This is a genomic window from Kocuria cellulosilytica, assembly GCF_040981245.1.
Classification (GTDB): Bacteria; Actinomycetota; Actinomycetes; order Actinomycetales; family Micrococcaceae; genus Kocuria; species Kocuria cellulosilytica.
The window spans coordinates 396654-420911 of sequence record NZ_JAVFWZ010000002.1 but is presented as its reverse complement, the minus strand read 5'-3'; the positions used below and the strand labels follow the sequence as shown (position 1 = coordinate 420911).

The 24258-nt window shown below is 74.7% G+C and carries 27 protein-coding genes; 16 read left to right on the top strand and 11 right to left on the bottom strand.

Annotated elements, in window-relative coordinates; translation table 11 throughout:
- Positions 1-33: 33 nt before the first annotated feature.
- The 4 genes from nhaA to RCG67_RS04490 all read right to left on the bottom strand — a co-directional run bounded on the left by nhaA (position 34) and on the right by RCG67_RS04490 (position 5353).
- The gene (nhaA, locus tag RCG67_RS04505; protein ID WP_368825128.1) at positions 34-1356 is read right to left on the bottom strand and encodes a Na+/H+ antiporter NhaA; all 1323 of its coding nucleotides are present in this window, start codon (positions 1354-1356) and stop codon (positions 34-36) included.
- 186 nt (positions 1357-1542) lie between these two features.
- A complete protein-coding gene (locus RCG67_RS04500; protein WP_368825021.1) occupies positions 1543-3147 on the bottom strand; it encodes an ABC transporter permease in 1605 nt (534 codons plus the stop codon).
- Positions 3144-4100 carry an ABC transporter ATP-binding protein gene (locus RCG67_RS04495; protein ID WP_368825020.1) on the bottom strand — a complete coding sequence of 319 codons (957 nt, stop codon included), beginning with the start codon at positions 4098-4100 and terminating at the stop codon, positions 3144-3146. Before RCG67_RS04495 ends, RCG67_RS04500 begins: the two co-directional genes overlap by 4 nt.
- 155 nt (positions 4101-4255) lie before the next feature.
- Complete coding sequence (locus tag RCG67_RS04490; RefSeq protein WP_368825019.1) at positions 4256-5353, bottom strand: acyltransferase family protein; 1098 nt, start codon at positions 5351-5353, stop codon at positions 4256-4258.
- 283 nt (positions 5354-5636) lie between these two features.
- Between RCG67_RS04490 and RCG67_RS04485 the strand changes: the two genes are divergently transcribed.
- The 3 genes from RCG67_RS04485 to RCG67_RS04475 all read left to right on the top strand — a co-directional run bounded on the left by RCG67_RS04485 (position 5637) and on the right by RCG67_RS04475 (position 8570).
- Positions 5637-6650: a hypothetical protein gene (locus tag RCG67_RS04485; RefSeq protein WP_368825018.1), complete on the top strand. Its 1014-nt coding sequence runs from the start codon at positions 5637-5639 to the stop codon at positions 6648-6650.
- Between the two features lie 83 nt (positions 6651-6733).
- Entirely contained in the window at positions 6734-7219 is a 486-nt protein-coding gene (locus tag RCG67_RS04480; protein ID WP_368825017.1) for a hypothetical protein, read from the top strand.
- A gap of 61 nt (positions 7220-7280) precedes the next feature.
- On the top strand, positions 7281-8570 hold the full coding sequence (locus tag RCG67_RS04475; protein WP_368825016.1) for a cytochrome P450: 1290 nt from the start codon (positions 7281-7283) through the stop codon (positions 8568-8570).
- On the opposite strand, the gene RCG67_RS04470 is transcribed toward RCG67_RS04475, so the two are convergent.
- Entirely contained in the window at positions 8528-9370 is an 843-nt protein-coding gene (locus tag RCG67_RS04470; protein WP_368825015.1) for an SDR family oxidoreductase, read from the bottom strand. The two genes, RCG67_RS04475 and RCG67_RS04470, sit on opposite strands and share 43 nt — an antisense overlap.
- A 62-nt stretch (positions 9371-9432) precedes the next feature.
- On the opposite strand from RCG67_RS04470, the gene RCG67_RS04465 reads away from it, so the two are divergent.
- The 3 genes from RCG67_RS04465 (at position 9433) to RCG67_RS04455 (ending at position 10922) form a co-directional block, all read left to right on the top strand.
- Positions 9433-9984 carry a pyridoxamine 5'-phosphate oxidase family protein gene (locus RCG67_RS04465; RefSeq protein ID WP_368825014.1) on the top strand — a complete coding sequence of 184 codons (552 nt, stop codon included), beginning with the start codon at positions 9433-9435 and terminating at the stop codon, positions 9982-9984.
- A gap of 78 nt (positions 9985-10062) precedes the next feature.
- Positions 10063-10602, top strand: a complete 540-nt coding sequence (locus tag RCG67_RS04460; RefSeq protein ID WP_368825013.1) for a DUF488 domain-containing protein — start codon at positions 10063-10065, stop codon at positions 10600-10602.
- Positions 10590-10922 carry a cupin domain-containing protein gene (locus tag RCG67_RS04455; protein WP_368825012.1) on the top strand — a complete coding sequence of 111 codons (333 nt, stop codon included), beginning with the start codon at positions 10590-10592 and terminating at the stop codon, positions 10920-10922. Before RCG67_RS04460 ends, RCG67_RS04455 begins: the two co-directional genes overlap by 13 nt.
- Before the next feature lie 44 nt (positions 10923-10966).
- Here RCG67_RS04455 and RCG67_RS04450 read toward each other — a convergent pair whose 3' ends face one another.
- Entirely contained in the window at positions 10967-11134 is a 168-nt protein-coding gene (locus RCG67_RS04450; protein ID WP_157571350.1) for a hypothetical protein, read from the bottom strand.
- A 200-nt stretch (positions 11135-11334) separates the two neighbouring features.
- Here RCG67_RS04450 and RCG67_RS04445 point away from each other — a divergent pair, with 200 nt between their 5' ends.
- Entirely contained in the window at positions 11335-11994 is a 660-nt protein-coding gene (locus RCG67_RS04445) for an SDR family oxidoreductase (RefSeq protein ID WP_368825011.1), read from the top strand.
- 84 nt (positions 11995-12078) lie between these two features.
- Here RCG67_RS04445 and RCG67_RS04440 read toward each other — a convergent pair whose 3' ends face one another.
- Positions 12079-12495: a nuclear transport factor 2 family protein gene (locus RCG67_RS04440; RefSeq protein WP_368825010.1), complete on the bottom strand. Its 417-nt coding sequence runs from the start codon at positions 12493-12495 to the stop codon at positions 12079-12081.
- A gap of 29 nt (positions 12496-12524) precedes the next feature.
- Entirely contained in the window at positions 12525-13133 is a 609-nt protein-coding gene (locus RCG67_RS04435) for a nuclear transport factor 2 family protein (RefSeq protein ID WP_368825009.1), read from the bottom strand.
- A gap of 132 nt (positions 13134-13265) precedes the next feature.
- Between RCG67_RS04435 and RCG67_RS04430 the strand changes: the two genes are divergently transcribed.
- Genes RCG67_RS04430 through RCG67_RS04415 form a run of 4 tightly spaced genes read left to right on the top strand, consistent with a single transcriptional unit; the run spans position 13266 to position 15479 of the window.
- Positions 13266-13748: a pyridoxamine 5'-phosphate oxidase family protein gene (locus RCG67_RS04430; protein ID WP_368825008.1), complete on the top strand. Its 483-nt coding sequence runs from the start codon at positions 13266-13268 to the stop codon at positions 13746-13748.
- A complete protein-coding gene (locus tag RCG67_RS04425; RefSeq protein WP_368825007.1) occupies positions 13745-14083 on the top strand; it encodes an acylphosphatase in 339 nt (112 codons plus the stop codon). Before RCG67_RS04430 ends, RCG67_RS04425 begins: the two co-directional genes overlap by 4 nt.
- A gap of 45 nt (positions 14084-14128) precedes the next feature.
- Positions 14129-15100 carry a cation diffusion facilitator family transporter gene (locus RCG67_RS04420; RefSeq protein WP_368825006.1) on the top strand — a complete coding sequence of 324 codons (972 nt, stop codon included), beginning with the start codon at positions 14129-14131 and terminating at the stop codon, positions 15098-15100.
- Positions 15090-15479 (top strand): YqfO family protein, encoded by a 390-nt coding sequence (locus tag RCG67_RS04415; protein WP_368825005.1) that lies wholly within the window; start codon positions 15090-15092, stop codon positions 15477-15479. The genes RCG67_RS04420 and RCG67_RS04415 overlap by 11 nt, the downstream gene beginning before the upstream one ends.
- On the opposite strand, the gene RCG67_RS04410 is transcribed toward RCG67_RS04415, so the two are convergent.
- Both RCG67_RS04410 and RCG67_RS04405 read right to left on the bottom strand, forming a co-directional pair.
- Positions 15454-15903, bottom strand: coding sequence for a DUF779 domain-containing protein (locus tag RCG67_RS04410; RefSeq protein WP_368825004.1), 450 nt, complete (start codon positions 15901-15903; stop codon positions 15454-15456). The genes RCG67_RS04415 and RCG67_RS04410 overlap by 26 nt on opposite strands.
- Before the next feature lie 33 nt (positions 15904-15936).
- Positions 15937-16707: a spermidine synthase gene (locus RCG67_RS04405; RefSeq protein WP_368825003.1), complete on the bottom strand. Its 771-nt coding sequence runs from the start codon at positions 16705-16707 to the stop codon at positions 15937-15939.
- Between the two features lie 92 nt (positions 16708-16799).
- On the opposite strand from RCG67_RS04405, the gene RCG67_RS04400 reads away from it, so the two are divergent.
- Positions 16800-18317: a DHA2 family efflux MFS transporter permease subunit gene (locus RCG67_RS04400; protein ID WP_368825002.1), complete on the top strand. Its 1518-nt coding sequence runs from the start codon at positions 16800-16802 to the stop codon at positions 18315-18317.
- Positions 18318-18328: 11 nt separating this feature from the next.
- On the opposite strand, the gene RCG67_RS04395 is transcribed toward RCG67_RS04400, so the two are convergent.
- Positions 18329-18943 (bottom strand): cyclodeaminase/cyclohydrolase family protein, encoded by a 615-nt coding sequence (locus RCG67_RS04395; protein ID WP_368825001.1) that lies wholly within the window; start codon positions 18941-18943, stop codon positions 18329-18331.
- 186 nt (positions 18944-19129) lie between these two features.
- On the opposite strand from RCG67_RS04395, the gene RCG67_RS04390 reads away from it, so the two are divergent.
- From RCG67_RS04390 to RCG67_RS04375, 4 genes are all read left to right on the top strand, one after another.
- Positions 19130-21040: a pyruvate kinase gene (locus RCG67_RS04390; RefSeq protein ID WP_368825000.1), complete on the top strand. Its 1911-nt coding sequence runs from the start codon at positions 19130-19132 to the stop codon at positions 21038-21040.
- A 31-nt stretch (positions 21041-21071) separates the two neighbouring features.
- Positions 21072-22046, top strand: a complete 975-nt coding sequence (locus RCG67_RS04385) for an acyl-CoA thioesterase (protein ID WP_368824999.1) — start codon at positions 21072-21074, stop codon at positions 22044-22046.
- A 105-nt stretch (positions 22047-22151) separates the two neighbouring features.
- The gene (locus RCG67_RS04380) at positions 22152-22970 is read left to right on the top strand and encodes a di- and tripeptidase (RefSeq protein WP_368824998.1); all 819 of its coding nucleotides are present in this window, start codon (positions 22152-22154) and stop codon (positions 22968-22970) included.
- A 161-nt stretch (positions 22971-23131) separates the two neighbouring features.
- Complete coding sequence (locus tag RCG67_RS04375) at positions 23132-24211, top strand: glycerophosphodiester phosphodiesterase (RefSeq protein WP_368824997.1); 1080 nt, start codon at positions 23132-23134, stop codon at positions 24209-24211.
- Positions 24212-24258: the final 47 nt, after the last annotated feature.

Below are 24258 nucleotides of genomic sequence, written 5' to 3'. Positions count from 1 at the left end.
CGGGGGTCCTCCTGTTCGTGGGCGCGGGGCCGGTCAGCGGCGGCCTTCTCCCCGGACCTCCTCGTCCTCCTCGTAGACGTCCGGGACGCCGTCGTGGTCGGCGTCCACGGACTCGAGCTTCTCGATCATCCGGTAGCGCTTGTTGCGGGCCCGCAGCAGCACCGAGGCCAGTGCCGCAGCCAGCACGGACGCGGTGAGGATGGCCACCTTGGCCTGGTCGCCCGGCAGGCTGCCCGGGGTGAAGCTGAGCTCCGCGATGAGCAGCGAGACGGTGAAGCCGATGCCGGCCAGGAGGGCGACGCCCACGAGGTCGATCCACTGGAAGGTCGGGTCCAGCCGGGCGTGCGTGACCTTGGTGATCAGCCACGTGGCGCCGACGATGCCGATCGGCTTGCCCAGCACCAGGCCGAGGACGATGCCCAGCGTCACCGGGGCGGTGAGCGCGGAGGTCAGGCCTTCCCAGCCGCCCACGGCCACCCCGGCGGAGAAGAACGCGAAGACCGGCACCGCGAAGCCGGCGGAGAGGGGGCGGAAGCGGTGCTCGAAGATCTCGGCGAGACCGGGCCCTGCCTCGGGCCCGCCGCTGGCCTGGCTGCGGATCACGGGCACGGCGAAGCCCAGCAGCACGCCGGCCACGGTCGCGTGGATGCCGGCCTCGTGCACCAGGGCCCAGACCACGATGCCGAGCGGCAGCAGGATCAGCCAGGCGGCCGGGGCCTTGAGGCCGAAGAACCGGCGGTACTTCTGGGCGAGGAAGAGGTAGAGGGCGAAGGGGATCAGCGCCAGCAGCAACGGCTGGAACGAGACGTCCTCCGAGTAGAAGACGGCGATGATCGTGATCGCCAGCAGGTCGTCGACCACGGCGAGGGTCAGCAGGAACAGCCGCAGCGCGGCGGGCAGGTGCGAGCCGATGATGGCGAGCACCGCCACGGCGAAGGCGATGTCGGTGGCGGTGGGGATGGCCCAGCCGCTGGAGGTCTCGGGGTCCGAGAAGTTGATCACGGCGTAGATCGCGGCCGGCACCACGACGCCGCCGATCGCCGCGGTGATCGGCACCACGGACTTGCGGAACTCCCGCAGGTCACCGGCCACGAACTCGCGCTTGAGCTCGAGGCCCACCAGGAAGAAGAAGATCGCGAGCAGGCCGTCGGCGGCCCACTTGCCGAGGCTGAGCTTCAGGTGCCAGGGCTCGTAGCCGACCTCGAGGTCGCGCAGGGCGAAGTAGCTGTCGGCGAAGGGCGAGTTGGCCCAGATGATCGCGATGGCCGCGGCCAGCACGAGCAGCAGGCCGCCGATGGTCTCCTTGCGGAGGATCTCGCCGACGCGCAGCACCTCGCGGTAGCTGCCGCGGCGCAGCGTGTCGTGGCTGTGGTCCTCCGGGGGACGGTTCTCGGGCTGGTCCTCGGGTCGGACCGTGGGATCATGGCTGGACACGTGGTTCCTCCGTTTTCGGGCAGCGGATCTCTCGTGCCGACCAGACTTCCCGGCTCACCTGGTGTGCCAGTCTACGGACAATCGTGGTGCGCGCCACCCGCGGGGTCCTCAGGCGAGCAGGTCCCGGCGGTGGAAGCCGACGGCGGCCGCGGCCAGCAGCGCGGCTCCGAGCGCGGCCAGGCCGAGCAGGGGCGCGGCCGCCCAGTCCTCGGACGGCACGAGCGGTGTGAGCTGGACGGGGGAGAGGTCCATCGCCCATCCGGGCAGGTCCAGGAGCAGGCCGAACCACGCGACGAACACGATGTGCGCGACCACGGCCCAGCTCAGGGCGGCGGCCCGCGGGGCGAGACCCACCAGGGCGGCCGTGAGCCCGGCGGTCACGAGCACGGCCGGGAAGTACGCCAGGGCCGCCAGGGCGAGCTCGCCGGTCCAGCGCAGGTCGCCGGTGGTCGCGGTGACCCCCGCCCCCAGCGCCGCCCCGGCCAGCAGCAGGGCCAGGAGGGCCTGCACGACGACGACGGCGAGCCAGCCGAGGGCCCAGCGCGCCCGGGGCAGGCCCGTCGACAGGATGAGGGCCGTGCGGCCGGACTCCTCCTCCGCACGCAGCCGCAGCACGGCCGAGACGGCGAACGCGACCACCCCGAGCGCGAGGTAGGACAGCATCGCGGCGGCGAAGGACTCGGTGAGGGCGTCGAGGTCCACCACGAGCCACTCGGTGATCGACGGGATGTCCGCGATGCTGTCCTCCAGGGAGTCGGCCAGGGAGCCGAAGGCCAGCCCGAAGAGGACGAGGCCCGCGGCCCACCCGAGGAACGTGCCGCGCAGCAGCCGGCGCGCCAGCCCGGTCGCGGAGAGCAGGGACGCCGCGGCCGTCGCGGGGCCGGGACGTCCCCGCCGCAGCCCGGCGCCCAGGTCCCGCCGCTGGGCCAGGAGCACGGCCGCGCCCAGCAGCACCCCCGTCAGCGCCGCCGACAGCGCCAGCGGCCACCACCGCAGGTCCACGTAGAGCCGGGTCTGCTGGGCCCACGCGACGGGCGAGAACCAGGACAGCCACGAGCCGGTGGGCTCGATGACGTCCCCGATCCCGCGCACCAGGAAGGCCGCGCCGAGCACGGCCATCGCCGCGCCGGAGGCGGCCCGCGCGTGCTCGGTGAGCTGGGCGGTCACGGCGGCCACGGACCCGAAGACCAGGCCCGTGAGCGCGGTGGCCAGTCCCCACGCCACCGCGTCCGCGCCGCCCAGCCCCGCCGCGAAGAGACCCGCCGTGATCCCGGCGCCGACGGCCGCGTCCGCCACGGCGACCGCCCCGAGGGCGGCCGCGGCCGGGGCGAAGCGGCCCACCGGCAGCGCGCGGACGACCTCGAGCCGCCCGGACTCCTCCTCGGCCCGGACGTGCCGGCTCGCGAGCAGGATGCTCATGATCGCCGTGGCCACGAGCACCGACAGGCTCAGCTCGTTGACCGTCATGGCGCCCAGCGTGTAGTCGTCCGCGCCGAAGGCCGGGCCGGTCATCATCACGGCGGAGGGGTTGTCGAGCAGGGCCGCCCGGGCCTGGCGGGTCTCGCCGTCCGGGAACGTCTCCTCGAGGGCGAGCACCGTCGCGTACACGGTCCCGGTGAGCGCGAGCACCCACACGAGGATCCGCACCCGGTCCAGGCGCAGGTAGAGCCGGAAGAGCCGGCCGGTCGCGGCCCACGGCTCGGCGGTCCTCATCGGGGCGCCCCCGCGTCCCGGCCGGCGCCGTGAGGGGTCCCCGCCCGGTCGGCGGACCCGGCCGGGCGGTCGCCGTAGTGGCGCAGGAAGAGCTCCTCGAGCGAGGGGGGAGTGACGGTCAGGTTCTGCACGCCCAGGTCGGCGAGCGCCCGGAGGACCTCGGGGACCCGGGCGTCGTCGACGTCGAAGCCCAGGCGCCCGCTGTCGTGCACGAGGTGGTGCACGCCGGGCAGCCCGGCCAGCGCGCCGGGGTCGGCGGACGTCGTGGCCGTGACGGCGGAGCGGGTGAGGTGGCGCAGCTGGGCGAGGGTGCCGCTCTCCACGTCCCGGCCGGCGCGGATGATGGTCACGGTGTCGCACAGCTTCTCGACCTCCGCCAGGATGTGGCTCGAGAGCAGGACCGTGCTGCCCTGCCCGCTCAGCCGGCGGACCTCGTCCGTGAACACGGCCTCCATCAGCGGGTCCAGCCCGGAGGTCGGTTCGTCCAGGACGTACAGCTCGGCCTCGGCGCTCAGGGCGGCCACCAGCGCCACCTTCTGCCGGTTGCCCTTCGAGTAGCTGCGCGCCTTCTTCGTGGGGTCGAGCTCGAAGCGCTCGACGAGCTCGTCGCGGCGGCGGCGCCGTCGTCGTCCGCCGCGGATGCCGGTGAGCAGGTCCACGATCTCGCCCCCGGTCAGGTTCGGCCACAGGCTCGTGTCCCCGGGGACGTAGGCGGTGCGGCGGTGGATCTCCACGGCGTCCCGCCAGGCGTCGAGGCCCAGGACCGTGGCCGTCCCCGCGTCCGCCCGGAGCAGGCCCAGGAGCACCCGGATCGCCGTGGACTTCCCCGAGCCGTTGGGGCCCAGGAAGCCCGCGACCTGCCCCGGGGCCACGGTGAGGTCGAAGCCGTCCAGGGCCGCGGTGGGTCCGAAGGTCTTGGCGAGCCCGCGGGCCTCGATCACCGGGGTGTCCATGGGTGCTCCTGACGGGTCGGGGCGGCGGCGTCACGGGTGCCTGCCCCTCACGCTAGGCACCGTCCGGGTGCCGGACAAGGCGGCTCGCCCCGGGGTGCGGGCCGTCCGGGCCCCGCGGGCGGTGACGGCGCGGGGGAGCCGTCGGCCCGGCCGGCTCAGTCCGGGCGGTGCGCCGGCACGGCCCGGGGGGACGGGTCCTCCGCGCCGGAGGAGGGGATCCTGCGGTCGGGCCGGTCGCGGGGATCGAGCCACGCCTTGGCCCGCAGGGCGGGCTTCTCGACGAGGGTCCACGACAGCAGCGCCAGGGGCGCCGTCAGCAGGAGGACCAGCAGGGAGTTGACGGCGACGCCCCACGACGCCGTGCCGAGCAGCACGAGGAGCTGCTGCACCGGGTACGCGTAGATGTAGACGCCGTAGGAGAGGTCCGTGCGCGTGGTCCAGTTCTCGGACCGGGCCGCGCCGAGGCCGAGGAGCAGCACGGCCAGCGGCAGCTGCCCGTACAGGTCCGCCCAGCCGAGGTCCGTCAGGACGCCGTAGACGACGCCGGCGCCCGCCACGTGCCCCCAGGTGGGGCGCCACGTCCCCGCCCAGGCCCAGACCGCCGCGCCCGCCAGGAAGTGGCCGACCAGCCGGGCGCCGTGCAGAGCGAGGTGGCTCGTGACCTCGAGCGGGCCCTCGGCCAGGGGGCGGAGGACGAGCACGAGGAGGAACAGCGCCGGGAGCACCCACCGGGCGTGCCGGGCCGCGACCGCGAGGCTCAGGACGAGGCCGATCAGCACGTAGGCCAGCGCCTCGTAGAACAGCGTCCACAGGGAGCCGTTCCAGGAGTCCGGCGACGGGACCCGGGTCAGGGTCCCGTCGATGCCCCACTGCGAGATCCTCAGGTCGGCGTTGTGCAGCACGAAGCCGGCGGCGGAGGCGAGGTCGAAGCGCGTGCCCTCGACCGCGGCCGCGATCGGCGCGAGGACCACGGCCACCACGAGCAGGCTCACCAGGAAGGCCGGGTAGATGCGCAGGAGGCGCCGCCAGAGGTACGGCACCAGTCCGGTCCGGACCCTGCTCTCGGCGATGAGGTAGCCGCTGAGGACGAAGAATCCGTTGACGGCCACGTCGGACAGGACCTCGAGGCTCGGGCCGTCCGCACCGGTCAGCGGCCAGGCGTGCCCGAGGACGACCAGGGACGCCAGGGCCAGGCGCAGGGCGTTGAGGCGGTTGTGGCGGTCGCCCAGTCGTTCTTGCAGAGTCGTGGCCACGGCAGGTGCCTTCCGGACGGGACGGGCAGCGGGGCCGGAGCGGTCTGCTGCAGGACGGGGGTCGATCCCCCGGGGGTCGGACCGGACTCCGGCCGGCTCCTCCGAGCACCAGTTTAGTAATGCAAACGCATGATCTGCCGGCGGTGGTGCACAAGTGGGGACGGACGTCCGGGCCCGTGCGGCGCACCGGCTGTCACAAAATGCCCGGTGGCCGGCGGTGCTAACGCCCTGGTCAGAGGCCGTGCCAGGCTGGACGCAGATCCGCTCGAGGAAAGGGGCTCCCGTGCTGGAGATCCGCAGCGACGCCCAGGACCTGGTCACGGGCCCCGGTCGGCGCGCCTCCGCGCCGACCGCTCCCGGCCGGCGCCCCCGCACGGCACCGGTCGTGCTGCTGGGCCTGGGCGCGGTGCTCGTCGTCGTCGCGCTGGCCGCCGGACGGGCGTGGTCGGGGCCGCTCCTCGACGCCGGGGCCGTCCTGCTCACCGTGGGCGGGGTGGGGCTGCTCCTCGACGCCGCGCTGGCGCGCTGGCGCGGCGCGTGGCCCGTCGAACCGCCACGTCCCCCGGCCCCCGCCCCGGCGGCGCCCCGGGAGGACCGGCTGGGCCTCGTGGGGGTGCGCGAGGAGCTGGACGTGGTCGACGTGCTCCGGGGCGTGGGCCCCGGGCAGGAGCTGTGGTGGCTGGACACCTTCCCGCTGACGCTGGCCGGCGACCTCGATGCCATCCACAAGGCGCTCGGCGCCGGGGTCCGCGTCCGGCTGCTGGTCCTCGACCCGAGGTCGCCGGCGCTCGCGTCCCGGCTCCGGGAGATCCGCCACCACTACGGGCTCTCGCCCATGGACCTGCGGCGCAGCTTCGACACGCTGGTCCACCAGCTCCGGGCGCTGGGGGAGCTGGACCCCGTGGTCGCCGAGCGGCTGGAGGTGCGGGTCCACGACGGTCCGCCCGGCGCCCCGATCTACCTGGTGCTCGGGGATCCCGCCTCGACCGGGGAGCCCGTGACCGACCAGCCCTCGACCGGACAGCCCGTGACCGGGCAGCCCGCGGCGGAGCCGCGCGAGCCGCAGGTGCTCCGGGCCTTCAGCAGCTACTTCCTGCTCGACGCGAGCCAGGACATGCCCTACCTGGAGTGGCGGGACGGGCCCTTCGCCGGCCGGCTGCACGCCTACGCCCGGCACAAGTGGGCCGAGGGGCGCACGGTCTTCCCGACCGAGTCCGCCGACCGCTCGGCCTCCGCCTTCAACGTCCGGCCCGGCGCGGCGCGCCGCACGGCCGGAGGGAGCGGCGGGGGCGCCTGACGCCCGGGCCGCCGCGTCCCCGGTGCCCCGGTGGGGCGCCGCGGCCTGTGGCGGTGGAACCATAGGTCTGCTGAGATGTCAGCATGGACGTTTCGGATTTCAAGACCCTGTTCGGCGACGACATCCGGGCCTGGCTCGACTGGGGCGCGCTGGACGACGAGAACACCCGGGTCGAGGACCTGGTGATCTCCTCCCGGCAGGAGCTCGGCGACCTCTACACGGTCTGGCACGTGGACCCCGAGGGCAACCCCGGGGAGTGGTCCCATCCGCAGCACCGGCCGCAGACCCTGGCCCAGGCGGCGGAGAAGCAGTGGCCCGAGGACCGGCAGGCCAAGATCGAGCACATCCGGCAGGAGCTCGCGGAGGAGTCGGGGCCCGTCCAGCTGACCGTCCCGGCGTACCGGACCGAGGGCTCGCTCGTGGTCCTGGACTCCAACCACCGTCTCGTGGGCGCCTACCTCTCCGGGGCGGACCTGCGCGTGCTGCTGGTCGTGCTGGACGGCCCCTCCTCGTCCCTGGTCCTGCCCGCCACGGCGCAGATCGAGAACGACAAGGCGGACAAGATCTGAGGCCTGCCCGTGACCGTCCGCGTCCACCGCGCCGGTGCGATCCCGCGGCTACCATGACCCCATGAGCGACGACGCCCGTCCCCAGACCCGCTGCCCCGTCCCGCACGGCGACCGGCGCCGGACCGTCCCGCCCGATGAGCGCGGCGGGCCGCGGGTGGAGGTGCTCGACGGGGTGTGGCACGTGCGGTCCCTGCCCCTGGTCCGCCAGGTGCTGCGGGAGGCCGACGCCACGGTCCAGGCCGGCTTCAGCGCGGAGACCGCCCGGCAGGGCCTGACCGGTGACCACCCGCCCGTGCTCTACGCGGACGGTCCCGAGCACCGGCGCCAGCGCACCGCCACCGCGCGGTTCTTCACCCCGGCCGCGGTGAGCCGCCGCTACCGGGACCTGATGGAGGAGCGCACCGACGAGCTGGTCGAGCGGATCCGGCAGGACGGCGGGGCCGAGCTGTCCGCGATCACCCTGCGCTACTCCGTGGAGGTCGCCGCCCAGGTGGTGGGGCTGACGAACTCGGACGTCGACGGCATGTCCCGGCGCCTCGAGCGCTTCTTCAGCGGCCCCGTCACCGGAGCCGCCGGTCCCGGCGGTGCGCCGCGGCGGCTCGCCGGCCGGGTGGGCGCCGTCCTCGGATCCCTGCGGCCGATGTGGGCGATGAACGCGTTCCGGCTCAAGGACGTGCGCCCGGCCATCAGGGCACGACGCGAGCAGCCCCGGGAGGACGTGGTCTCGCACCTGCTCGCGGAGGGATACACCGACCGGGAGATCCTGGTGGAGTGCGTCACCTACGCCGCCGCCGGCATGGCCACCACCCGCGAGTTCATCGCGGTGGCCGCCTGGCACCTGCTGGAGGACGACCGGCTGCGGCAGGAGTACCTCGCGGCCGACGAACCGGCCCGGCACGGCATCCTGCACGAGATCCTGCGCCTGGAGCCGGTGGTGGGCCACCTCTACCGCCGGACCACCCGGGACCTGGTCCTGGAGGACGGCGCCGAGCGCCACGAGGTGCCCGCCGGGGCCCTGCTCGACCTCTACGTCCGTCAGGCGAACACCGACGAGCAGGCGCTCGGGGAGGACGCCCGGCAGCTGTGCCCGGAACGGTCCCGGCCGCGGGGGATCCGGCCCGAGGTGATGTCCTTCGGGGACGGCGCCCACCGCTGCCCGGGCGGGTTCCTCGCGATCCAGGAGACCGACGTCTTCCTGCAGCGCCTGCTGCGGCTGCCCCTGCAGTTCGCGCACCCGCCCCGGGTGTCGTGGGTCGAGCTGATCGCCGCCTACGAGGTGCGCGACGTGGTGCTGCGGGTGCGGGCCGATCAGGGGTGGCGCACGCCCTCCCCGGCGAGCACCGCCCGGTAGCCCTCCCGGTAGGTGGGGTGGCGGAGCTCGAGACCGGACTCCCGCAGCCGCCGGTTGGACAGCCGCTTCGAGCCCCGGGGCGGCGCGTCCGCCTCCGGGACGTCCTCGGGCCGGGGGACGCCGAGCTCCTGCGCCAGGAACTCGAGGACCTCCAGCTCCGGCACGGGCTCGTCGTCCGTGCCGAGGTACAGGGTGAGCGGCTGGGCGTCCATGGTGAGCAGGTGCACGGCGGCGGCCGCGGCGTCGTCCCGGTGGATGCGGTTGGTCCACGCGGCCCCGGCCGCGACGTCCCCGGCGCGCACCTTGTCGATCAGCCGCGTCCGGCCCGGCCCGTAGATCCCGGACAGCCGCAGCACTGTGCCGTGCGGGAACTGCTCGTGGAACAGCTCCTCGGCCTCCAGGAGGATCTGAGCGGTGGGGGTCGCGGGGTCCGGCGGGGTGTCCTCGGTGACCTCCCCACCGCCGGCGTCCCCGCAGACGGCGGTCGAGGAGATCAGGAGGGCGCGCCGGGGGAGGGCCCCGGCGGCGCGCAGCCCGTCGGCCACGTGCCGCAGCCCGTCGAGGTAGGCCGCGCGGTAGGCCTCGGGCGTCCGCCCGTCCGCGGCCGTGGCGACGACCAGGAGCTCGACGTCGCCCGGCAGCTCGGGGACCTCCGTGCTCAGGTCCACCGCCAGCCCGGTCAGGGGCGGCGGCACCAGCTCCGCGCGGCGGCGCAGCCCCAGCACCTCGTGGCCCTGCTCGGCCAGCCGCAGCCCGATCTCCGTGCCCAGGTCTCCGCATCCCGCGATCACCACACTCATGCCCCCGATTCTTCCACGTCCCACTCCGGTTCCCCCGGCGGCGGCGGCCCCGTAGGTTGGAGGTGGCTGCCGGGCACGTCCGGGCGGCCGAGGCGCACGGGAAGGGGACGACGGTGGACTGGTACCGCAAGGACGTGGAGGAGCTCGGGCCCGAGGACTGCTGGGACCGGCTGCGGGCGGACGGCGTCGCCCGGCTGGCCGTCGTGGTGGACGGGGCGCCGGAGATCTTCCCGATCAACTACGTGGTCGACCATGGGACCGTGGTCTTCCGCTCGGGCCTGGGCACGAAGGTGAGCGGTGCGCTCGAGGGCCGCGCCGTGGCCCTCGAGATCGACGGGCACGACCCCGCGACCAGCACGGCGTGGAGCGTGGTCGTCAAGGGCGAGGCCGAGAGCGTCCGGCCCGGCCACGCCCTGATGGAGGCACTGCAGCTGCCGCTGTTCCCGTGGCAGCAGGGGATGAAGGACCGGTTCGTCCGCATCCTCCCGACGACGGTGACGGGCCGCCGCTTCACCATGGCCGACCACGAGGCGTGGAACTCCCCGCTGGGCGGCGACCGGAGGACGCCCACCGGGTCGGCCCGCTGGACCGAGACCGAACCCGGCGGCCCGTGACGCCCCGGGCCCGGCCTCACGGAGGAGGCCGTGTCGGTCCCGGGGAGCTCTCCGGGACCGATCAGTAGGGTGGGGGACATGACAGCGCACACCGTCTACACCGTGGGCCACTCCACGCGCTCCGCCGAGGAGTTCGTGGAGCTGCTGCGGGAGTCCGGGGTGCAGCAGCTCGTCGACATCCGCACGGTGCCGCGCTCCCGGACGAACCCGCAGTTCGACCTCGACGCGCTGCCCGGCACGCTCGCGGAGGCCGGCATCGCGCACAGCTACTGCAAGGGCCTGGGCGGGCTGCGTCCCACCTCGAAGGACTCGGTCAACACCGCGTGGCGCAACGAGTCCTTCCGCGGCTACGCCGACCACATGCAGACCGACGAGTTCCGGGCCGCGCTGGCCGAGCTCGAGCAGCTCGCCGAGGACCGCGTCGTCGCGATCATGTGCGCGGAGGCCGTCTGGTGGCGCTGCCACCGCTCGCTCGTGGCCGAGGCCCTCCTGGTGCGCGGGCACGACGTGCAGCACATCATGGGCCCCGGCAAACGGACCCCCGCGACGCTGCGGGACTTCGCCGTGGTCGACGGAGACCGGATCACCTACCCAGGAGGAGAACCATGCAGCACCTGAACGAGATCGCCCTGCAGCACCTCAACGAGGCCCGCCACGCCCCGCACGGGCGCAGCGCCGAGCAGCTCCTGCACCAGAAGGTGCTGCGCCAGACCCTGCTGGCCCTCAAGGAGGGCGCGGTGCTCGCCGAGCACAGCGCCCCGTACGCCGGGAGCCTGCAGGTGCTGCACGGGCGGATCCGGGTCCGCTCGAGCGAGGACCTGGTGCTCGAGGCCGGGCACCTGCACGTGATCCCCGCGGAGCGGCACTCCGTGGAGGCCCTGGAGGACGCGGTGTTCATCCTCACCGCGGTGACCGGCATCCAGGACGCCGCGGAGTAGACGCGCACCAGGGGTGCTGCAGGGGCGGCGCGGAGCGGCAGGGCTCAGCGGAGGCCCAGGTGCTTCTCCCGGCGGTGGGCGATGAACACGCCGGACAGCGCGACCAGCAGCATCATCGCGGCGATGAGGGCGAGCGTCCACGCGCCGTCGAGCAGCGCGGCGACCAGCAGGACGAGGGCGATCGCGGACAGCAGGAGCTGGAAGATCAGCACGGGGGCAGCCTTCGGTCGGGAACAGGGGCCTCCTCGAGGCTACCCGAGCCCCGGCCGGCCCCGGGCGGTCGCCCGGCGCCGGGCGCATTCCCGGTTTCGCCCTCCGCGTGAGCCGTGTCCCTGCGACCGGCGGGGGGATAGCGTCGAGGACGAGCACCACGTCCCCTCAGCACCCGATCCCCACCCCAAGGAGCACATCCATGTCCCGCACAGCCATCATCGGCGGCCACGGCAAGGTCGCCCTCATCCTCTCGCAGCTGCTCAAGACCGGCGGCAACGACGTCACGAGCATCTTCCGCAACCCCGACCACACGGACGACGTCGAGAACACCGGCGCGACCCCCGTGGTCGCCGACGTGGAGCAGCTGTCGGTCGCGCAGATCGCCGACCTGCTCGAGGGCCACGACGCCGTGGTGTGGAGCGCCGGCGCCGGCGGCGGCAGCCCCGAGCGCACCTATGCCGTGGACCGGGACGCCGCGATCCGCGCCATGGACGCCGCCGTGATGGCCGGGGCCAAGCGCTTCGTCATGGTCTCCTACTTCGGGGCCGGCCAGGACCACGGCGTTCCCGAGGACAACCCCTTCCACGCCTACGCCCAGGCCAAGGCCGACGCCGACGACCACCTGCGCGCGTCCTCGCTGGACTGGACCATCGTGGGTCCCGGCGCCCTCACCGACGACGAGGCGAGCGGCAAGATCGACGCGTCCGGGGGCGAGCGGGAGGGCGAGCACGAGACCTCCCGGGCCAACGTGGCGCTCGTGGTCTCGGCCGTGCTGGACGACCCCTCGACCATCGGGAAGACCATCGAGTTCTCCGACGGCGGCACGCTCATCTCCGAGGCGCTCGAGGTGCAGCCGTGACCGCCTGAGCGCGGACCCGCCGGAGGGGCGGCCGCCGCGGACCCGGTTCCCGGGCGCGGCGGCCGCCCCTCCGCTTTGCCGGGCTCAGGCCAGGAAGTCGGCCGCGCCGAGGGTGCGCGCGGGCTCGGCCTCCCCGGTCACGTCCAGGGCGGCGATCCGGCGCTCGGCGATCCGCCAGCCGCGCGGGGTGCGCACGACCAGGTCCAGCTGGTCCCCGCCCAGCGCGGAGCCGTCCGCGCGCACCACGAGCCACTTGCTCCAGGCCCGCACGCGCTCCGGGGCGAGCCGGCGCAGCACGGTGTCGGTGATCAGGTGCGGGTCCCGGGCCCCGGCCAGGGCCCGCTCGGCGATCTCGGCGTGCCCGCGCGCCGTCCCGCCCGGGGACACGACGACCGCGTCCCCGGTGAACACCCGGTCGAGGTCGTGCCAGGCCCGGGCGTCCACGACCCGGGCGCACCGGCTGAGCACGGTGCCGATCTCGAGGGCGTCGGCGGCGGGCACCCGGTCCCACCTGGTCCCCGGCGCGGAGCTCATCGGCCGGCCCGCCCTGCGGCCGCGAGCACGGCGTCGTCGAACATCGCGTAGGCGTACGGGTCGGGTGCGTATCCGCCCTCGGCGAGCCCCGCGGAGGCGGAGTCGTTGCGGGGCGCCACGGTGCGCTGCTCGATCCGCCACCCGTGCTCGGTGCGGCGGAACGTGTCGATGTAGTCGCCGCATGCCACCCGCCGGTCCCAGGTCAGCAGCAGCATCCTGGACCAGGCCACGGCGGTGTCCGCGTCCACGGCCTCCACGATCGAGTTCAGCGTGTGCGTGGCGGGGAAGCGGGAGAGGTCGACGGTCTCGGCGAAGCGCCGCACGCCCGCCGGGCCGGTGAACTCGCCCTGCGGCGCGCAGAGGCGGACCTCCGGCACGAAGACCTCCCCGAACATGTCCCACCGGCGGTTGTCCAGCAGGTGCGAGGAGAAGCTCAGGATCTCGTTGATCTCGATCCGGTCCTGGGCGCTGAGCGGCCCGGGGACCGACCCGCCGGCCCGGCCCGCGGACTCCCCGGCGGTCTTCCCAGCGGTCTTCTCCGTGCTCGTCTCGATCTTCTCGGTGTTCTCCTCGGCGGTCCGGTCCGGGACCCGTGCGTCGTCCATCGGTCTGCTCTGGTCCTCTCGTGGGCAGCGCGGACCGGTCCGGCCCGCCGGCGGATGACACGTGGTTCCGCCCATGATGAATTTCTCGGCCCGACCGTGCCACGGGGCGCGGTCGTTCCCTAATCTGACCACATGAACACGCACCAGGATGACATCCAGCACATCGTCGAGTTCGTGAACCGCACCCGGGTCGGCATGCTCAGCACCCGGGAGCCCACCGGCAAGCTCGTCAGCCGCCCGATGACCGTGGTCGACGTCGCCCCCGGGGAGGACCTCAACTTCTTCACCAGCCGGGACACCTCCTCGGTCCGGGACGTGGCGGCCAACGACGCCGTCAACGTCGCGTTCGTGGGGGACCACGAGTGGGTCTCGATCTCCGGCGCGGCCGAGGTGGTCGAGGACCGGCAGGTGCTCGAGGGCCTCTGGTCCGACGCGCTGAAGGCGTACTACCCCGACGGGCCCGGCACCCCCGGCCTCGTGGTGCTGCGGGTCCGCACGGAGACCGCCGAGCACTGGCGCAGCCCCGGGACGGTGGCCACCGCGCTGCGCTGGGCGAAGGCCCGGACCACCGGTGAGCAGATCGATCCCGGCGAGTCCACGGTGGTGGACCTGTGAGCCTGCCACCGGTCCACCCGGGCGCCTCCGCCGGCCGGGACCCCGAACGGCTGGACCTCGAGGAGGACCTGCGCCTGACCGCCGTGGTGCACGGCTCCGTGCAGGGCGTCGGCTTCCGCTTCTGGACCGCCCGCCACGCCGAGCGGCTGGGCCTGCGCGGCTCTGCGGTCAACAACGCGGACGGCACCGTGGGGGTGATCGCCGAGGGGCCCCGGCGCGCCGTGCGGGACCTGCTCAAGGCCCTCAACGGCGGCGGCACGCCCGGCGCCGTCATGAAGGTGGACTCGCACTACGGACCCGCCACCGGGGAGTTCAGCGGGTTCGTCACCGCCTGACGCGCTCCGGCCGCCGGGCCGCGCCGGGCGTTCTACGATGAAGTCATGGCTCAGAACCACGCCGGGGACCGCGGGCGCGCGGAGGACGGGCACGACCACGGGCCCGGGCACTCGCACGCCGGTCCCGGGACCGACCGGTGGCGGATCGCCACCGCGTTCGGCATCACCGCGGCGCTGTTCGTCGTCCAGCTGGTGGGCGCCCTGTGGACGGGGTCCCTGGCGCTGCTCCTGGACACCGCCCACGTGCTCACCGACGCGGGCGGGCTGCTGCTCGCGCTGATCGCCGCGCAGCTGACCCTGCGCCCGCCGAGCGCCCGGCGCACCTGGGGCTGGCGGCGCGCGGAGATCGTGGCCGCGGCCCTGCAGGCCGGCGTGCTGCTGGCGGTGGGGCTGTTCGTGCTCGTGGAGGGCGTGCGCCGGTTCCTCGAGCCGCACCCGGTGGCCTCGGCCGAGATGCTGGTCTTCGGCGTCCTGGGGCTGGCCGGCAACCTGGTGGCGATGGCGGTGCTCCTCGGGGGCCGGCGCTCCAACCTGAACCTGCGCGCGGCGACGCTCGAGGTGCTCAACGACGCGCTCGGCTCGGTCGCGGTGATCGTCGCGGCCGTGGTCATCACCCTCACCGGCTGGATGCAGGCCGACGCCCTCGTCGCGCTGCTCATCGGGGCGCTCATCGTGCCCCGCACCATCCGGCTGCTCGTGGAGTCCCTGTCCGTGCTCATGGAGAGCGTGCCCCCCGGGCTCGACGTCGACGAGGTCCGCGGGCACATCCTCGAGCTGCCGCACGTGGTCGAGGTCCACGACCTGCACGCGACCCGGATCTCCTCCGACCTGCCCGTGCTCACCGCGCACGTGGTGCTCGAGGAGGAGTACTTCTACTCCGGCGGCTCGGCCGAGGCGCTGGGCCGGATCCAGCGCTGCGTGGCCGAGCACTTCCCGGTGTCCGTCCAGCACTCCACCATCCAGCTGGAGCCCGCCGACCACGACGAGCCGGAGGTGTGCGCGCCCCATGACTCCTGAGCCCCCGGGCACCGGGACCCACTGCCTGGTCGTCTACGTCCCCGCGACCCACGCCGAGCAGGTCCTCCGGGCCCTCGGCGACGCCGGGGCGGGGCGCGCCGGCCACTACTCCCACACCGCGTTCGTGAGCCGCGGCACCGGACGGTTCACGCCGCTGCCCGGGGCGCACCCCACGATCGGGGAGGTCGGGACGCCGCAGGAGGTCGACGAGGTCCGCATCGAGACGCTGTACCCGGCGGCGGACCGCGAGCGCGTGCTGCGGGCGATGGCCGGGGCCCACCCCTACGAGGTCCCGGCCTTCAGCACGTTCCCGGTCCACGACCGGGGCCCGTCCTTCGACGAGCAGGGCCGGCTCAGGAGCCGTCCGGATCCTGCCTGAGCGCCGAGCGGATCAGGAACCGCTTGCCCTCCGGGGCCTCCACCGAGAAGCCGGACCCGCGTCCCTCCACCACGTCCACCGTGAGCAGGGTGTGCTTCCAGTACTCGAACTGCTCGCGCGAGATCCAGAACTCGAGCTCGGCCGTGGCCGGGTCCCCGGGCAGCGTGAACACGCCCAGCAGCACGTCCGCCGGGCCGGTGAGGAAGTCCCCGGCCGGATAGCACATGGGCGCCGAGCCGTCGCAGCACCCGCCGGACTGGTGGAACATCAGCCGCCCGTGCACGTCCCGCAGCGTGCCGAGCAGCTCCACGGCCGCGGGCGTCAGGGCCACGCGGGAGAACGTCTCGCCCTCGACGGCGGGGGCGGACTCCAGGACGGCGGTGCTCTCGGCGGTGTGCTCGACGGTGTTCTCGGGGGTGCTCACAGCGCGCTCCTCGGCTCGGCGGTGTGACCCACGCTACAGCCGGCCGAGCAGTTCCTCCAGGCCGAGGCCGTCCAGCACGCCCGCCGGGTGCGGCCCGGCCGCGGCGAGGGCGTCCGCCCACTGCCGGGGCAGGGCCCGGCGGCCGCCCACGAGGACGAGGTTTCCCGGATAGCGGCCCGTGAGCAGCCGCTCCTCGGCCAGGCACCACACGTCGGCGAGCGCCTCCCGCACCGCCCGCGCCTGGCCGGCGAAGAACGCCAGGCCGGGGTCGTCGCCCACGTTGACGACCAGCACCCCGCCGGGCGCCAGCAGGCGGGCGGCCTCGGCGTAGAAGGAGGTCTCCGTGAGGTGGGCCGGGGCGTCCCGGCCGGAGAAGACGTCGAGGACCACGAGGTCCGCGGTGCCGGGGGCGACGACGTCGGGCAGGGCCGCCCGGGCGTCGTCGACGACGACCCGGACGTCCGCCCCCGCGGGCAGGGGCAGCGCCTCGAGGACGAAGGCGGGCAGCTCGCGCTCGAGCTCCACGGCCACCTGGACGGACGCGGGCCGGGTCGCGGCCACGTAGCGGGCGAGCGTCAGGGCCCCGGCGCCCAGGTGGACCGCGGTGACCGGCGCGCCGGGCTCGGCGACGACGTCGACGACGTTGCCGATCCGCCGCAGGTACTCGTAGAAGATCTCTCCGGGATGGGCGAGGTTCACGTGGGACTGCTCGGCGCCGCCGATGGACAGCACGAACCCGCCCTCGGTGAAGCCGTCGGGAACGATCTCGGCGTGCACGCCGGCGTCCTTGAGGTATCTGCGCATGCCGACCATTCTCCCCGGGCCTAGGATCTGGGGGTGACGTCCTCCCCACGGTGCGGACGGCACGCTCCCCTCTCACCCGAAGGACCCCGCCCATGTCCCACGACGTCCCCGCGCCCGCCCCGACGGGTGCGCCCGCGCCCCCGGGCGCGCCAGCTCCCGTTCCCGCCCCGCCGGCTGCGCCCGTCCCGCGGCAGCCGCCGACGGCGGACCTCGCGGCCCGCGACCGCCTGGTCATCGGGCTGCTGCTCGCGTCCACCTTCGTGGTGATCCTCAACGAGACGATCATGGGCGTGGCGCTGCCGAGCCTGATGGCGAGCCTGTCGATCACGGCGGTCGCCGGCCAGTGGCTGACCACGGCCTTCATGCTGACGATGGCCGTGGTCATCCCGGTCACCGGGTTCCTGCTCCAGCGGCTGCACACCCGGCCCGTGTTCCTCGCCGCGATGGGCCTGTTCAGCGCCGGCACGCTGATCTGCGCCGCGGCGCCGGGCTTCGGCGTCCTGCTGGCCGGGCGGGTGGTCCAGGCGGGCGGCACGGCGATCATGCTGCCGCTGCTGATGACCACCGTCCTGACGCTCGTGGCGCCCACCCGGCAGGGCCGCGTGATGGGCAACATCTCGATCGTCATCTCGGTGGCCCCCGCCGTGGGCCCGTCGATCTCCGGGATCATCCTCAGCGTGCTCGACTGGCGCTGGATGTTCCTGGCCGTGCTGCCGATCGCCCTGGCGGCCCTGGTGCTCGGGGCGCTGCGGATGCCGAACGTGACCGAGCCCCGGGCGGCGTCCCTCGACGTCCCGTCGGTCGTGCTCTCCGCCCTGGGCTTCGGCGGGCTGGTCTACGGCCTGAGCACGATCGGGGAGGGCGCCGCGGCCGCCGTCCCGGCGTGGGCGCCGCTGGGCGTGGGCGCCACCGCGCTCGCCGTGTTCGTGCGCCGCCAGCTCCGGCTCCAGCGCGCGGACCGGGCCCTGCTGGACCTGCGCACCTTCACGTCGCGGACCTTCACCGCGGCGACCGTGGTGCTGGGGCTCAGCGTGACCGCGCTGTTCGGCACGCTCCTCGTGCTGCCCCTGTACCTCCAGCACGTGCAGGGCCTCGACCCGCTGGCGACCGGGCTGCTGCTGCTGCCGGGCGGGCTGGTCATGGGCCTGCTCGCGCCGGCGGTGGGGCGGGTGTACGACCGCTCCGGGCCGGCCGTGCTGCTCGTGCCCGGCACGCTCGTGGTGAGCGGCGCGCTGTGGAGCCTCACCCTCACCTCGGAGGAGACCCCGGTCCCCGCGGTCCTGCTCGCCCACGTGGTGCTGAGCACGGGCCTCGCCCTCATCTTCACTCCCCTGTTCACGGCCGGCCTCGGCGCGCTGCCGCACGAGCTGCACGCCCACGGGTCAGCTGTGGTCGGCACGGTGCAGCAGGTCGCCGGCGCCGCCGGCGCCGCGCTGTTCATCACCGTCATGACCCTCGGCACGGCCGCCTCCGGCGCGCCCGGGGTCGAGGCCGCCGCCGCCGGGGTCCGGGCGGCCTTCCTCTGCGGCGCGGTCATCTCGCTGCTGGCCGTCGTCGGCTCCTTCTGGGTGCGCCGCCCCGCCGCCCCGGAGCCGGCCGCGGGCGGCTGAAGGCCCCGCCCTCAGCCCCGGACGCGCTCGCGGATCCGCCGCGTGAGCTCCGCGGCGTCCTCGACGGCCTGCTCGCCCTGGGCCAGCCCCGCGCGCAGCTCCTCCCGGGTCGCGGCGTCCCTGAGGGAGCGGACGTTGATCTCGAGCGTGACCATGGCCGTGGCCACGGCGGCCCGGGCCGCCTCGGCGGCCGCCGCCACGTCGCTGAGGACGTTGGGGTTGCACCAGCCGGTCAGCTCGCGGGCGAGCCCCACGACCTCGGCGCCCACCCCGATGAGCGCCCGCGGGGGCTGCGCGGCGCCCGCCGTGGCCTCCTGGACCGCCCGCGAGCGCTCGGTCCGCTCCGCGTCGGTGTCCTTCGGCAGGCCGTAGGCGCCGGAGAGCGCGCCGAAGGCCTCGGCGTCGTCGTCCGCGAGGCCCAGGGCGCGCGGGATCAGCTCCTCGGCGCGGGCCGCCGCGTGCTCGGCCTGCGCCGCGTGCTCGGAGCCCGTGGAGTAGCGGGCGGACATGGCGAGCAGCGCCGCGCCCAGCGCCGCCTGCAGGGCCCCCGCGGCGCCGCCGCCGGGGGCGGGCTCGCCCGAGGCCATGCGCTCCACGTAGGCCCTGACGTTCTCCGAGCTGATCACGGTGTGTCCTTCCGGTGGTGGGACCCGGCGCCCGCCCGGGGGCGGGCGGAGGCGGTGGCGTCCGCACGAGCCTAGCCGCCCGGCGGCGCCCGCGGGGGCGCCGCGGTCCCGGACTCCTCGTGTTCAGCCGCTGTTCGCCCGGGCCGACTACGGTCGTCGCTGACAGGGCAGCGGACGAGGAGGATCATGGGGAGTCAGCGGATCGACGGCGGCCGCGACCGGGCGGACCCCGCCCGCGGCCACGGGGAGGAGCACGGCATGGTCAGCACGAGCACCCGCCAGGAGCGCGCCGCGGAGCTGCTCGACCGCGTCCTCGCCCTGGCCGACGTGGTGGTCCGGGCCCGCCGCGCGGCCGTGCCGCAGCTCGAGCGCGTGAACCCCCGGCACCGCCGCTCCGCGCTGAACCTCGTGGACTACGTGGCCGTGCGCAGCCAGGACGTGCGGGACCTGCAACGGGACCTGAGCGGCCTGGGCGTGTCCTCCCTGGGCCGGATGGAGGCGGGCGTCATGAGCCACCTGGGCGCCGTGCTGGAGACCCTGCGGGTGCTCGCCGGGCGGGCGGAGGAGGACGTCGAGGTGCCCGGGGCCGGCCCGGAGCCCGACGGGCCCGGCCTGCCCGGTGCGGAGATCCTGCGCCGCAACACCGCCGCGCTGCTCGGCCCCGGCCGGGACGGGCGCAGCACCCGGATCATGGTCACCTTCCCGTCGGAGGCCGCCGGGGACCCCCGGCTCGTCGAGGACATGGTCCGCGCCGGGATGGACGTGGCCCGGATCAACTGCGCGCACGACGGCCCGGAGCAGTGGGCGGCCATGCTGGAGCACGTCCGCGCGGCCGAGCAGGCCCTGGGCCGGGAGGTCCGCGTGGCCATGGACCTCGCGGGACCGAAGCTGCGCACCGGGCCGATCGAGCCCGGTCCGCAGGTCGAGAAGATCAAGCCCGTCCGGGACAGCAGCGGCCGGGTGACCACCCCGGCCCGGCTGTGGCTGGGCGAGGCGGACCCCGGGATCGACGACGACGCCCCGGCCGTGCCCGTGGCCGACGCCGCCTGGACCGCGGCCCGCACCCCGGGGGAGCGGCTGCGGCTCAAGGACGCGCGCGGATCCGGGCGGACGCTGCGGGTGCTCGAGGCCACGGGGCCCGGCGTGCTGGTCGAGTGCTCCAAGACCGTGTACTTCGCCACGGGACTGGCTGTCGGCGCCGAGGACGGCACGGAGGGCGTGCTCGGCGAGCTCCCCGCCCTCGAGCAGTCCCTGCGCGTGCGGGCGGGGGACACCGTGGTGCTGACCCGGGACCTCACGCCCGCGCCGGTCCGGGCCGGGGGCCCCTACCGGATCGGCTGCTCCCTGCCCGAGGTGTTCACGGACGCCCGGGAGGGCCAGCCCGCGTGGATCGACGACGGGAAGATCCGCTGCCGGATCACCGCGGTGGGGCCCGGCGAGATCACGCTGGAGGTGCTGCAGGCCGGCCCCGACGGCACCAAGCTCAAGGCGGGGAAGGGCATCAACCTGCCCGAGACGGACCTGCGCGTCTCCGCGCTCACCGACGAGGACCGGTCGCACCTGCCGTTCGTGGCCGAGCACGCCGACATCGTCAACATGTCCTTCGTGCGCTCGCGGGAGGACGTGGCCGACCTGCTGCGGGAGCTCGAGCGGATCGGCAACACCGCCCTGGACGTCACCCTCAAGATCGAGACCGTGGGCGGCTTCGAGTCCCTGCCCCCCATGCTCCTCGAGGCCATGCGGTGGCAGGACGTGGGCGTCATGATCGCCCGCGGGGACCTCGCGGTCGAGACCGGGTTCGAGCGGATGGCCGAGGTGCAGGAGGAGATCCTGTGGCTGTGCGAGGCGGGGCACGTGCCGGTCGTCTGGGCCACCCAGGTCCTCGAGTCCCTGGCCAAGAAGGGCCTGCCCTCCCGGGCCGAGGTCACGGACGCGGCGATGGGCCAGCGCGCGGAGTGCGTCATGCTCAACAAGGGCCCGTTCGTGGTGGACGCCATCGAGGCCCTCGACGACATCCTCGTGCGGATGGAGGGGCACACCCGCAAGAAGTCGGACATGCTCCGCCGGCTCAACGCGTGGGCGCCGCTCGTGGAGTGAGCGCCGCCGTGAGCCGTGCCACACTGGGGGCATGGCCGCACGCGACACCGCCGTTCTCCGCTTCCTCGCCGCCCCGACCGACGCCGGGCGCACCGGCACCGTGGACGGCGGGCGCGTCCTCGAGTGGATCGACAAGGCCGCGTACGCGTGCGCCGTGGGCTGGTCCCGGGCCTACTGCGTCACGGCGTACGTGGGCAACATCCACTTCGACCGCCCGGTGTGCGTGGGGGACATGGTGGAGGTCTCCGCCAAGATCGTGCACACCGGCCGGTCCTCGATGCACATCCGGGTGGAGGTGGCCTCCGCGGACCCCCGCGAGCACGGGGTGACGCTCAAGGACACGTGCTTGATCATCATGGTCGCGGTGGACGGGGAGGGCCGGCCCACCCCTGTCCCGCAGTGGGCCCCCGAGACCGAGTACGAACGGCAGCAGTCGGCGATCACGCAGCGGCGGGTCGAGCTGCGCAACAGCATCGAGGCGCTGATGGCCGAGCAGCGCTACACGGACGAGGGCACGGCCGAGGAGACCGTGCTGCGCTTCCTCGCCGCGCCCACGGACATCAACTGGGGCGGGAAGGTGCACGGCGGCACGGCCATGCGCTGGATCGACGAGGCCGCGTACGTGTGCGGGGCCCGGTGGGCGGGCCGCCCGGTCATCGCCGTCTACGCCGGGGGCGTCCGGTTCTACCGGCCCATGCACATCGGCCACCTCGTGGAGGTCCGGGCCCGGCTCATCCACACCGCGGCCCGCGGCCTGCACATCTCCGTCAACTGCTGGTCCGGGGACCCCGCCACCGGCGAGCTCGTGCTGACGACCAACTGCCTCATGGTCATGGTCGCCCTCGACGAGCAGGGGCACGCCCTGCCGGCCCGGCAGTGGGAGCCGGTCAGCCAGGAGGACCGGGACCTGGACGCGTTCGCGCGAGAGCTGGTGCGGCTGCGCGCCGAGTTCCCGGACTCCTTCCAGAAGGTCGACCCCTCCGTCTCCCGGCTGCCCGGGAGCTGACGGGCCCCGCCCTCCGCCGTCGGCGAATCCCGGGACCCGATCAGCCTGCTGTGCATATAGTGGGCCCAGACCCACCGTCCCGGCACCCCACAAGGAGAGCACGCCATGGACCTGAACCCCCTGAACAACGCGTTCGACGACGAGGGCAAGCCCAAGCCCGCCATGAACAAGCTCCTCGACACCGTGCTGCGCGTGCAGCGGCCCGTGGTCCTGGGCTTCGTCCAGAAGGAGCGTGCCGAGCACCCGGACGAGACGCCCGAGCAGATCGCCGAGCGGCTCGAGAAGTTCTACGTCCGCTCCGTGACGCTGGGCGGCGGGGCCGTCGGCGCCACCGCGGTGGTCCCCGGCATCGGCACCGTCGCCTCCCTGGGGCTGTCCTCCTTCGCGGTGGTCGGCTACCTCGAGGCCACCGCCCTGTACGCCCAGGCGATCGCCGAGCTGCACGGGGTGCACACCGAGGACCCGGAGAAGACCCGCACCATGGTCATGGCCCTCATGCTCGGCGAGGACGGGCGCCAGGTGATGAACCAGATCCTGGCCAGCGGCACCAAGGGCAAGGGCATGATGTCCTCCTGGGGCATCATGATGGGCAAGGACGACGCCAAGACCTTCGACGTCAGCCGGATCATCCGCAACATGTTCGTCAAGCGCTTCCTGCTCAAGCAGACGGGGGCCGTGTTCGGCCGTGCCCTGCCGTTCGGCGTGGGCGCGGTCGTCGGCGGGGGAGCGAACCTGGCGATGTCCAAGCAGGTCATCGCCGCGACCCACGAGGCGTTCGGGCCGCTGCCCACGACGTTCCCCGCCGAGCTCGAGCTCGAGGAGCGGGCCCCCCGGTTCGACGACCGGAAGGGCCGCCGGAGCAAGCGGGACCGGAAGGCGGACACGGTGGCCGCGGCCCACGGCGAGATCACCGGCGAGCAGTAGACCCCGGGCCCTCCCGCCGCACCACGACGCCCCGCCCCGTGCGGGGCGTCGTCGTCGTTCACGACAGCTCCGCCGGGGCGTGGCCCCGCGTTCACCCCGTCTCCCTAGCCTGGTGCGCGAGCGGGGCCCACCGCGCCCCGACCGACAGCCGAGGGAGCGCCGTGCGGCCGATCGTCTACGCCCACCGGGGAGCCAGCGCGGCCTTCCCGGAGCACACGCGGGCCGCCTACGTGCAGGCGCTGCTGGACGGCGCCGACGGCGTGGAGTGCGACGTCCACCTCAGCCGCGACGGCCATCTCGTCCTGCACCACGACGCCCAGCTGGGCCGCACCAGCGACGGCCGGGGCCCGGTGTCCGCGCGCACGCTGGCCGAGCTGCGGCGGCTCGACTGGACCTCGTGGAAGGGCACGCGCATCCCACCGGGCCACGGCGCGCCGGACCGCCAGCTGCTGACCCTGCCCGAGCTCCTGGAGCTGCTGCGGGACGCGGGCCGGCCCGTGGGCCTGGCGGTGGAGACGAAGCACCCCAGCCCGTTCGGGCACCGGCTCGAGGAGGAGGTCCTGGGCCTGCTGATGCGGGAGGGCTGGGACCCCGAGACCGGCCGGCTGGAGAACGTCACGGTCTCGCTCATGAGCTTCCACCCCGACGCCGTCCGGCACTTCCTGGAGACGGTGCCCGCCCGGCACGTGTGCCAGCTGGTGGGGACGACCACCCGCGGCACGGTCCGGGAGAGCCTGCGCGTGGGCCCCGCGGCCGCGGCGGTCCTGCACGCCGGCCTGCGTCTCGTGGTGCCGCCGGCGCTGCCCGTGATCTCGGCGGGCCTCGTGGACCTGGTGGGCCCGGGGCTGGGCTTCGTCCGGGACCGCCCCGAGCTGGTGCGGCAGTGGCGGGCCGAGGACCGCGTGCTGCGCGTCTGGACGGTCGACACCGAGCGGGACGTGGACCTGTGCCGCGCGCTCGGCGTCCAGCAGCTCACCACGAACCGGCCGGCCGACGTGCTGCGCTGGACCGCGGCGCCGGCCGCAGCGCCGGCCGCGGCGCCGGCCGCAGTGCCGGCCGCAGTGCCGGCCGGGGTCGCCCGTGCGGTCCCGGCCGGGAGCCCGGGAGGCCTCCCGCCGGTCCTCCCGCCCAGGCTCCCCATCGGTGGGAGGACCGGCGCGGGAGCCGGTGCGAGGACCGGTGCGCCCGCACCCGTCGCCGCCGCGGGCCGGTCGCGGTCCGCAGCGGCGACGGCCGGATGACGGCGGGATGACGGCCGGGTGACAGTCGGGGCACGGCCGGTCACGTT

Excerpts from the sequence above, each read along its gene's own strand:
- RCG67_RS04475 (WP_368825016.1), top strand. The coding sequence starts at position 7,281 with ATGAGCGACGACGCCCGTCCCCAGACCCGCTGCCCCGTCCCGCACGGC.
- RCG67_RS04435 (WP_368825009.1), bottom strand. The coding sequence starts at position 13,133 with ATGGACGACGCACGGGTCCCGGACCGGACCGCCGAGGAGAACACCGAG.
- RCG67_RS04430 (WP_368825008.1), top strand. The coding sequence starts at position 13,266 with ATGAACACGCACCAGGATGACATCCAGCACATCGTCGAGTTCGTGAAC.
- RCG67_RS04460 (WP_368825013.1), top strand. The coding sequence starts at position 10,063 with ATGACAGCGCACACCGTCTACACCGTGGGCCACTCCACGCGCTCCGCC.
- RCG67_RS04455 (WP_368825012.1), top strand. The coding sequence starts at position 10,590 with ATGCAGCACCTGAACGAGATCGCCCTGCAGCACCTCAACGAGGCCCGC.
- RCG67_RS04385 (WP_368824999.1), top strand. The coding sequence starts at position 21,072 with ATGGCCGCACGCGACACCGCCGTTCTCCGCTTCCTCGCCGCCCCGACC.
- RCG67_RS04380 (WP_368824998.1), top strand. The coding sequence starts at position 22,152 with ATGGACCTGAACCCCCTGAACAACGCGTTCGACGACGAGGGCAAGCCC.
- RCG67_RS04480 (WP_368825017.1), top strand. The coding sequence starts at position 6,734 with ATGGACGTTTCGGATTTCAAGACCCTGTTCGGCGACGACATCCGGGCC.
- RCG67_RS04405 (WP_368825003.1), bottom strand. The coding sequence starts at position 16,707 with ATGCGCAGATACCTCAAGGACGCCGGCGTGCACGCCGAGATCGTTCCC.
- RCG67_RS04390 (WP_368825000.1), top strand. The coding sequence starts at position 19,130 with ATGGGGAGTCAGCGGATCGACGGCGGCCGCGACCGGGCGGACCCCGCC.
- RCG67_RS04500 (WP_368825021.1), bottom strand. The coding sequence starts at position 3,147 with ATGAGGACCGCCGAGCCGTGGGCCGCGACCGGCCGGCTCTTCCGGCTC.
- RCG67_RS04415 (WP_368825005.1), top strand. The coding sequence starts at position 15,090 with ATGACTCCTGAGCCCCCGGGCACCGGGACCCACTGCCTGGTCGTCTAC.
- RCG67_RS04445 (WP_368825011.1), top strand. The coding sequence starts at position 11,335 with ATGTCCCGCACAGCCATCATCGGCGGCCACGGCAAGGTCGCCCTCATC.
- RCG67_RS04420 (WP_368825006.1), top strand. The coding sequence starts at position 14,129 with ATGGCTCAGAACCACGCCGGGGACCGCGGGCGCGCGGAGGACGGGCAC.
- RCG67_RS04400 (WP_368825002.1), top strand. The coding sequence starts at position 16,800 with ATGTCCCACGACGTCCCCGCGCCCGCCCCGACGGGTGCGCCCGCGCCC.
- RCG67_RS04495 (WP_368825020.1), bottom strand. The coding sequence starts at position 4,100 with ATGGACACCCCGGTGATCGAGGCCCGCGGGCTCGCCAAGACCTTCGGA.
- RCG67_RS04470 (WP_368825015.1), bottom strand. The coding sequence starts at position 9,370 with ATGAGTGTGGTGATCGCGGGATGCGGAGACCTGGGCACGGAGATCGGG.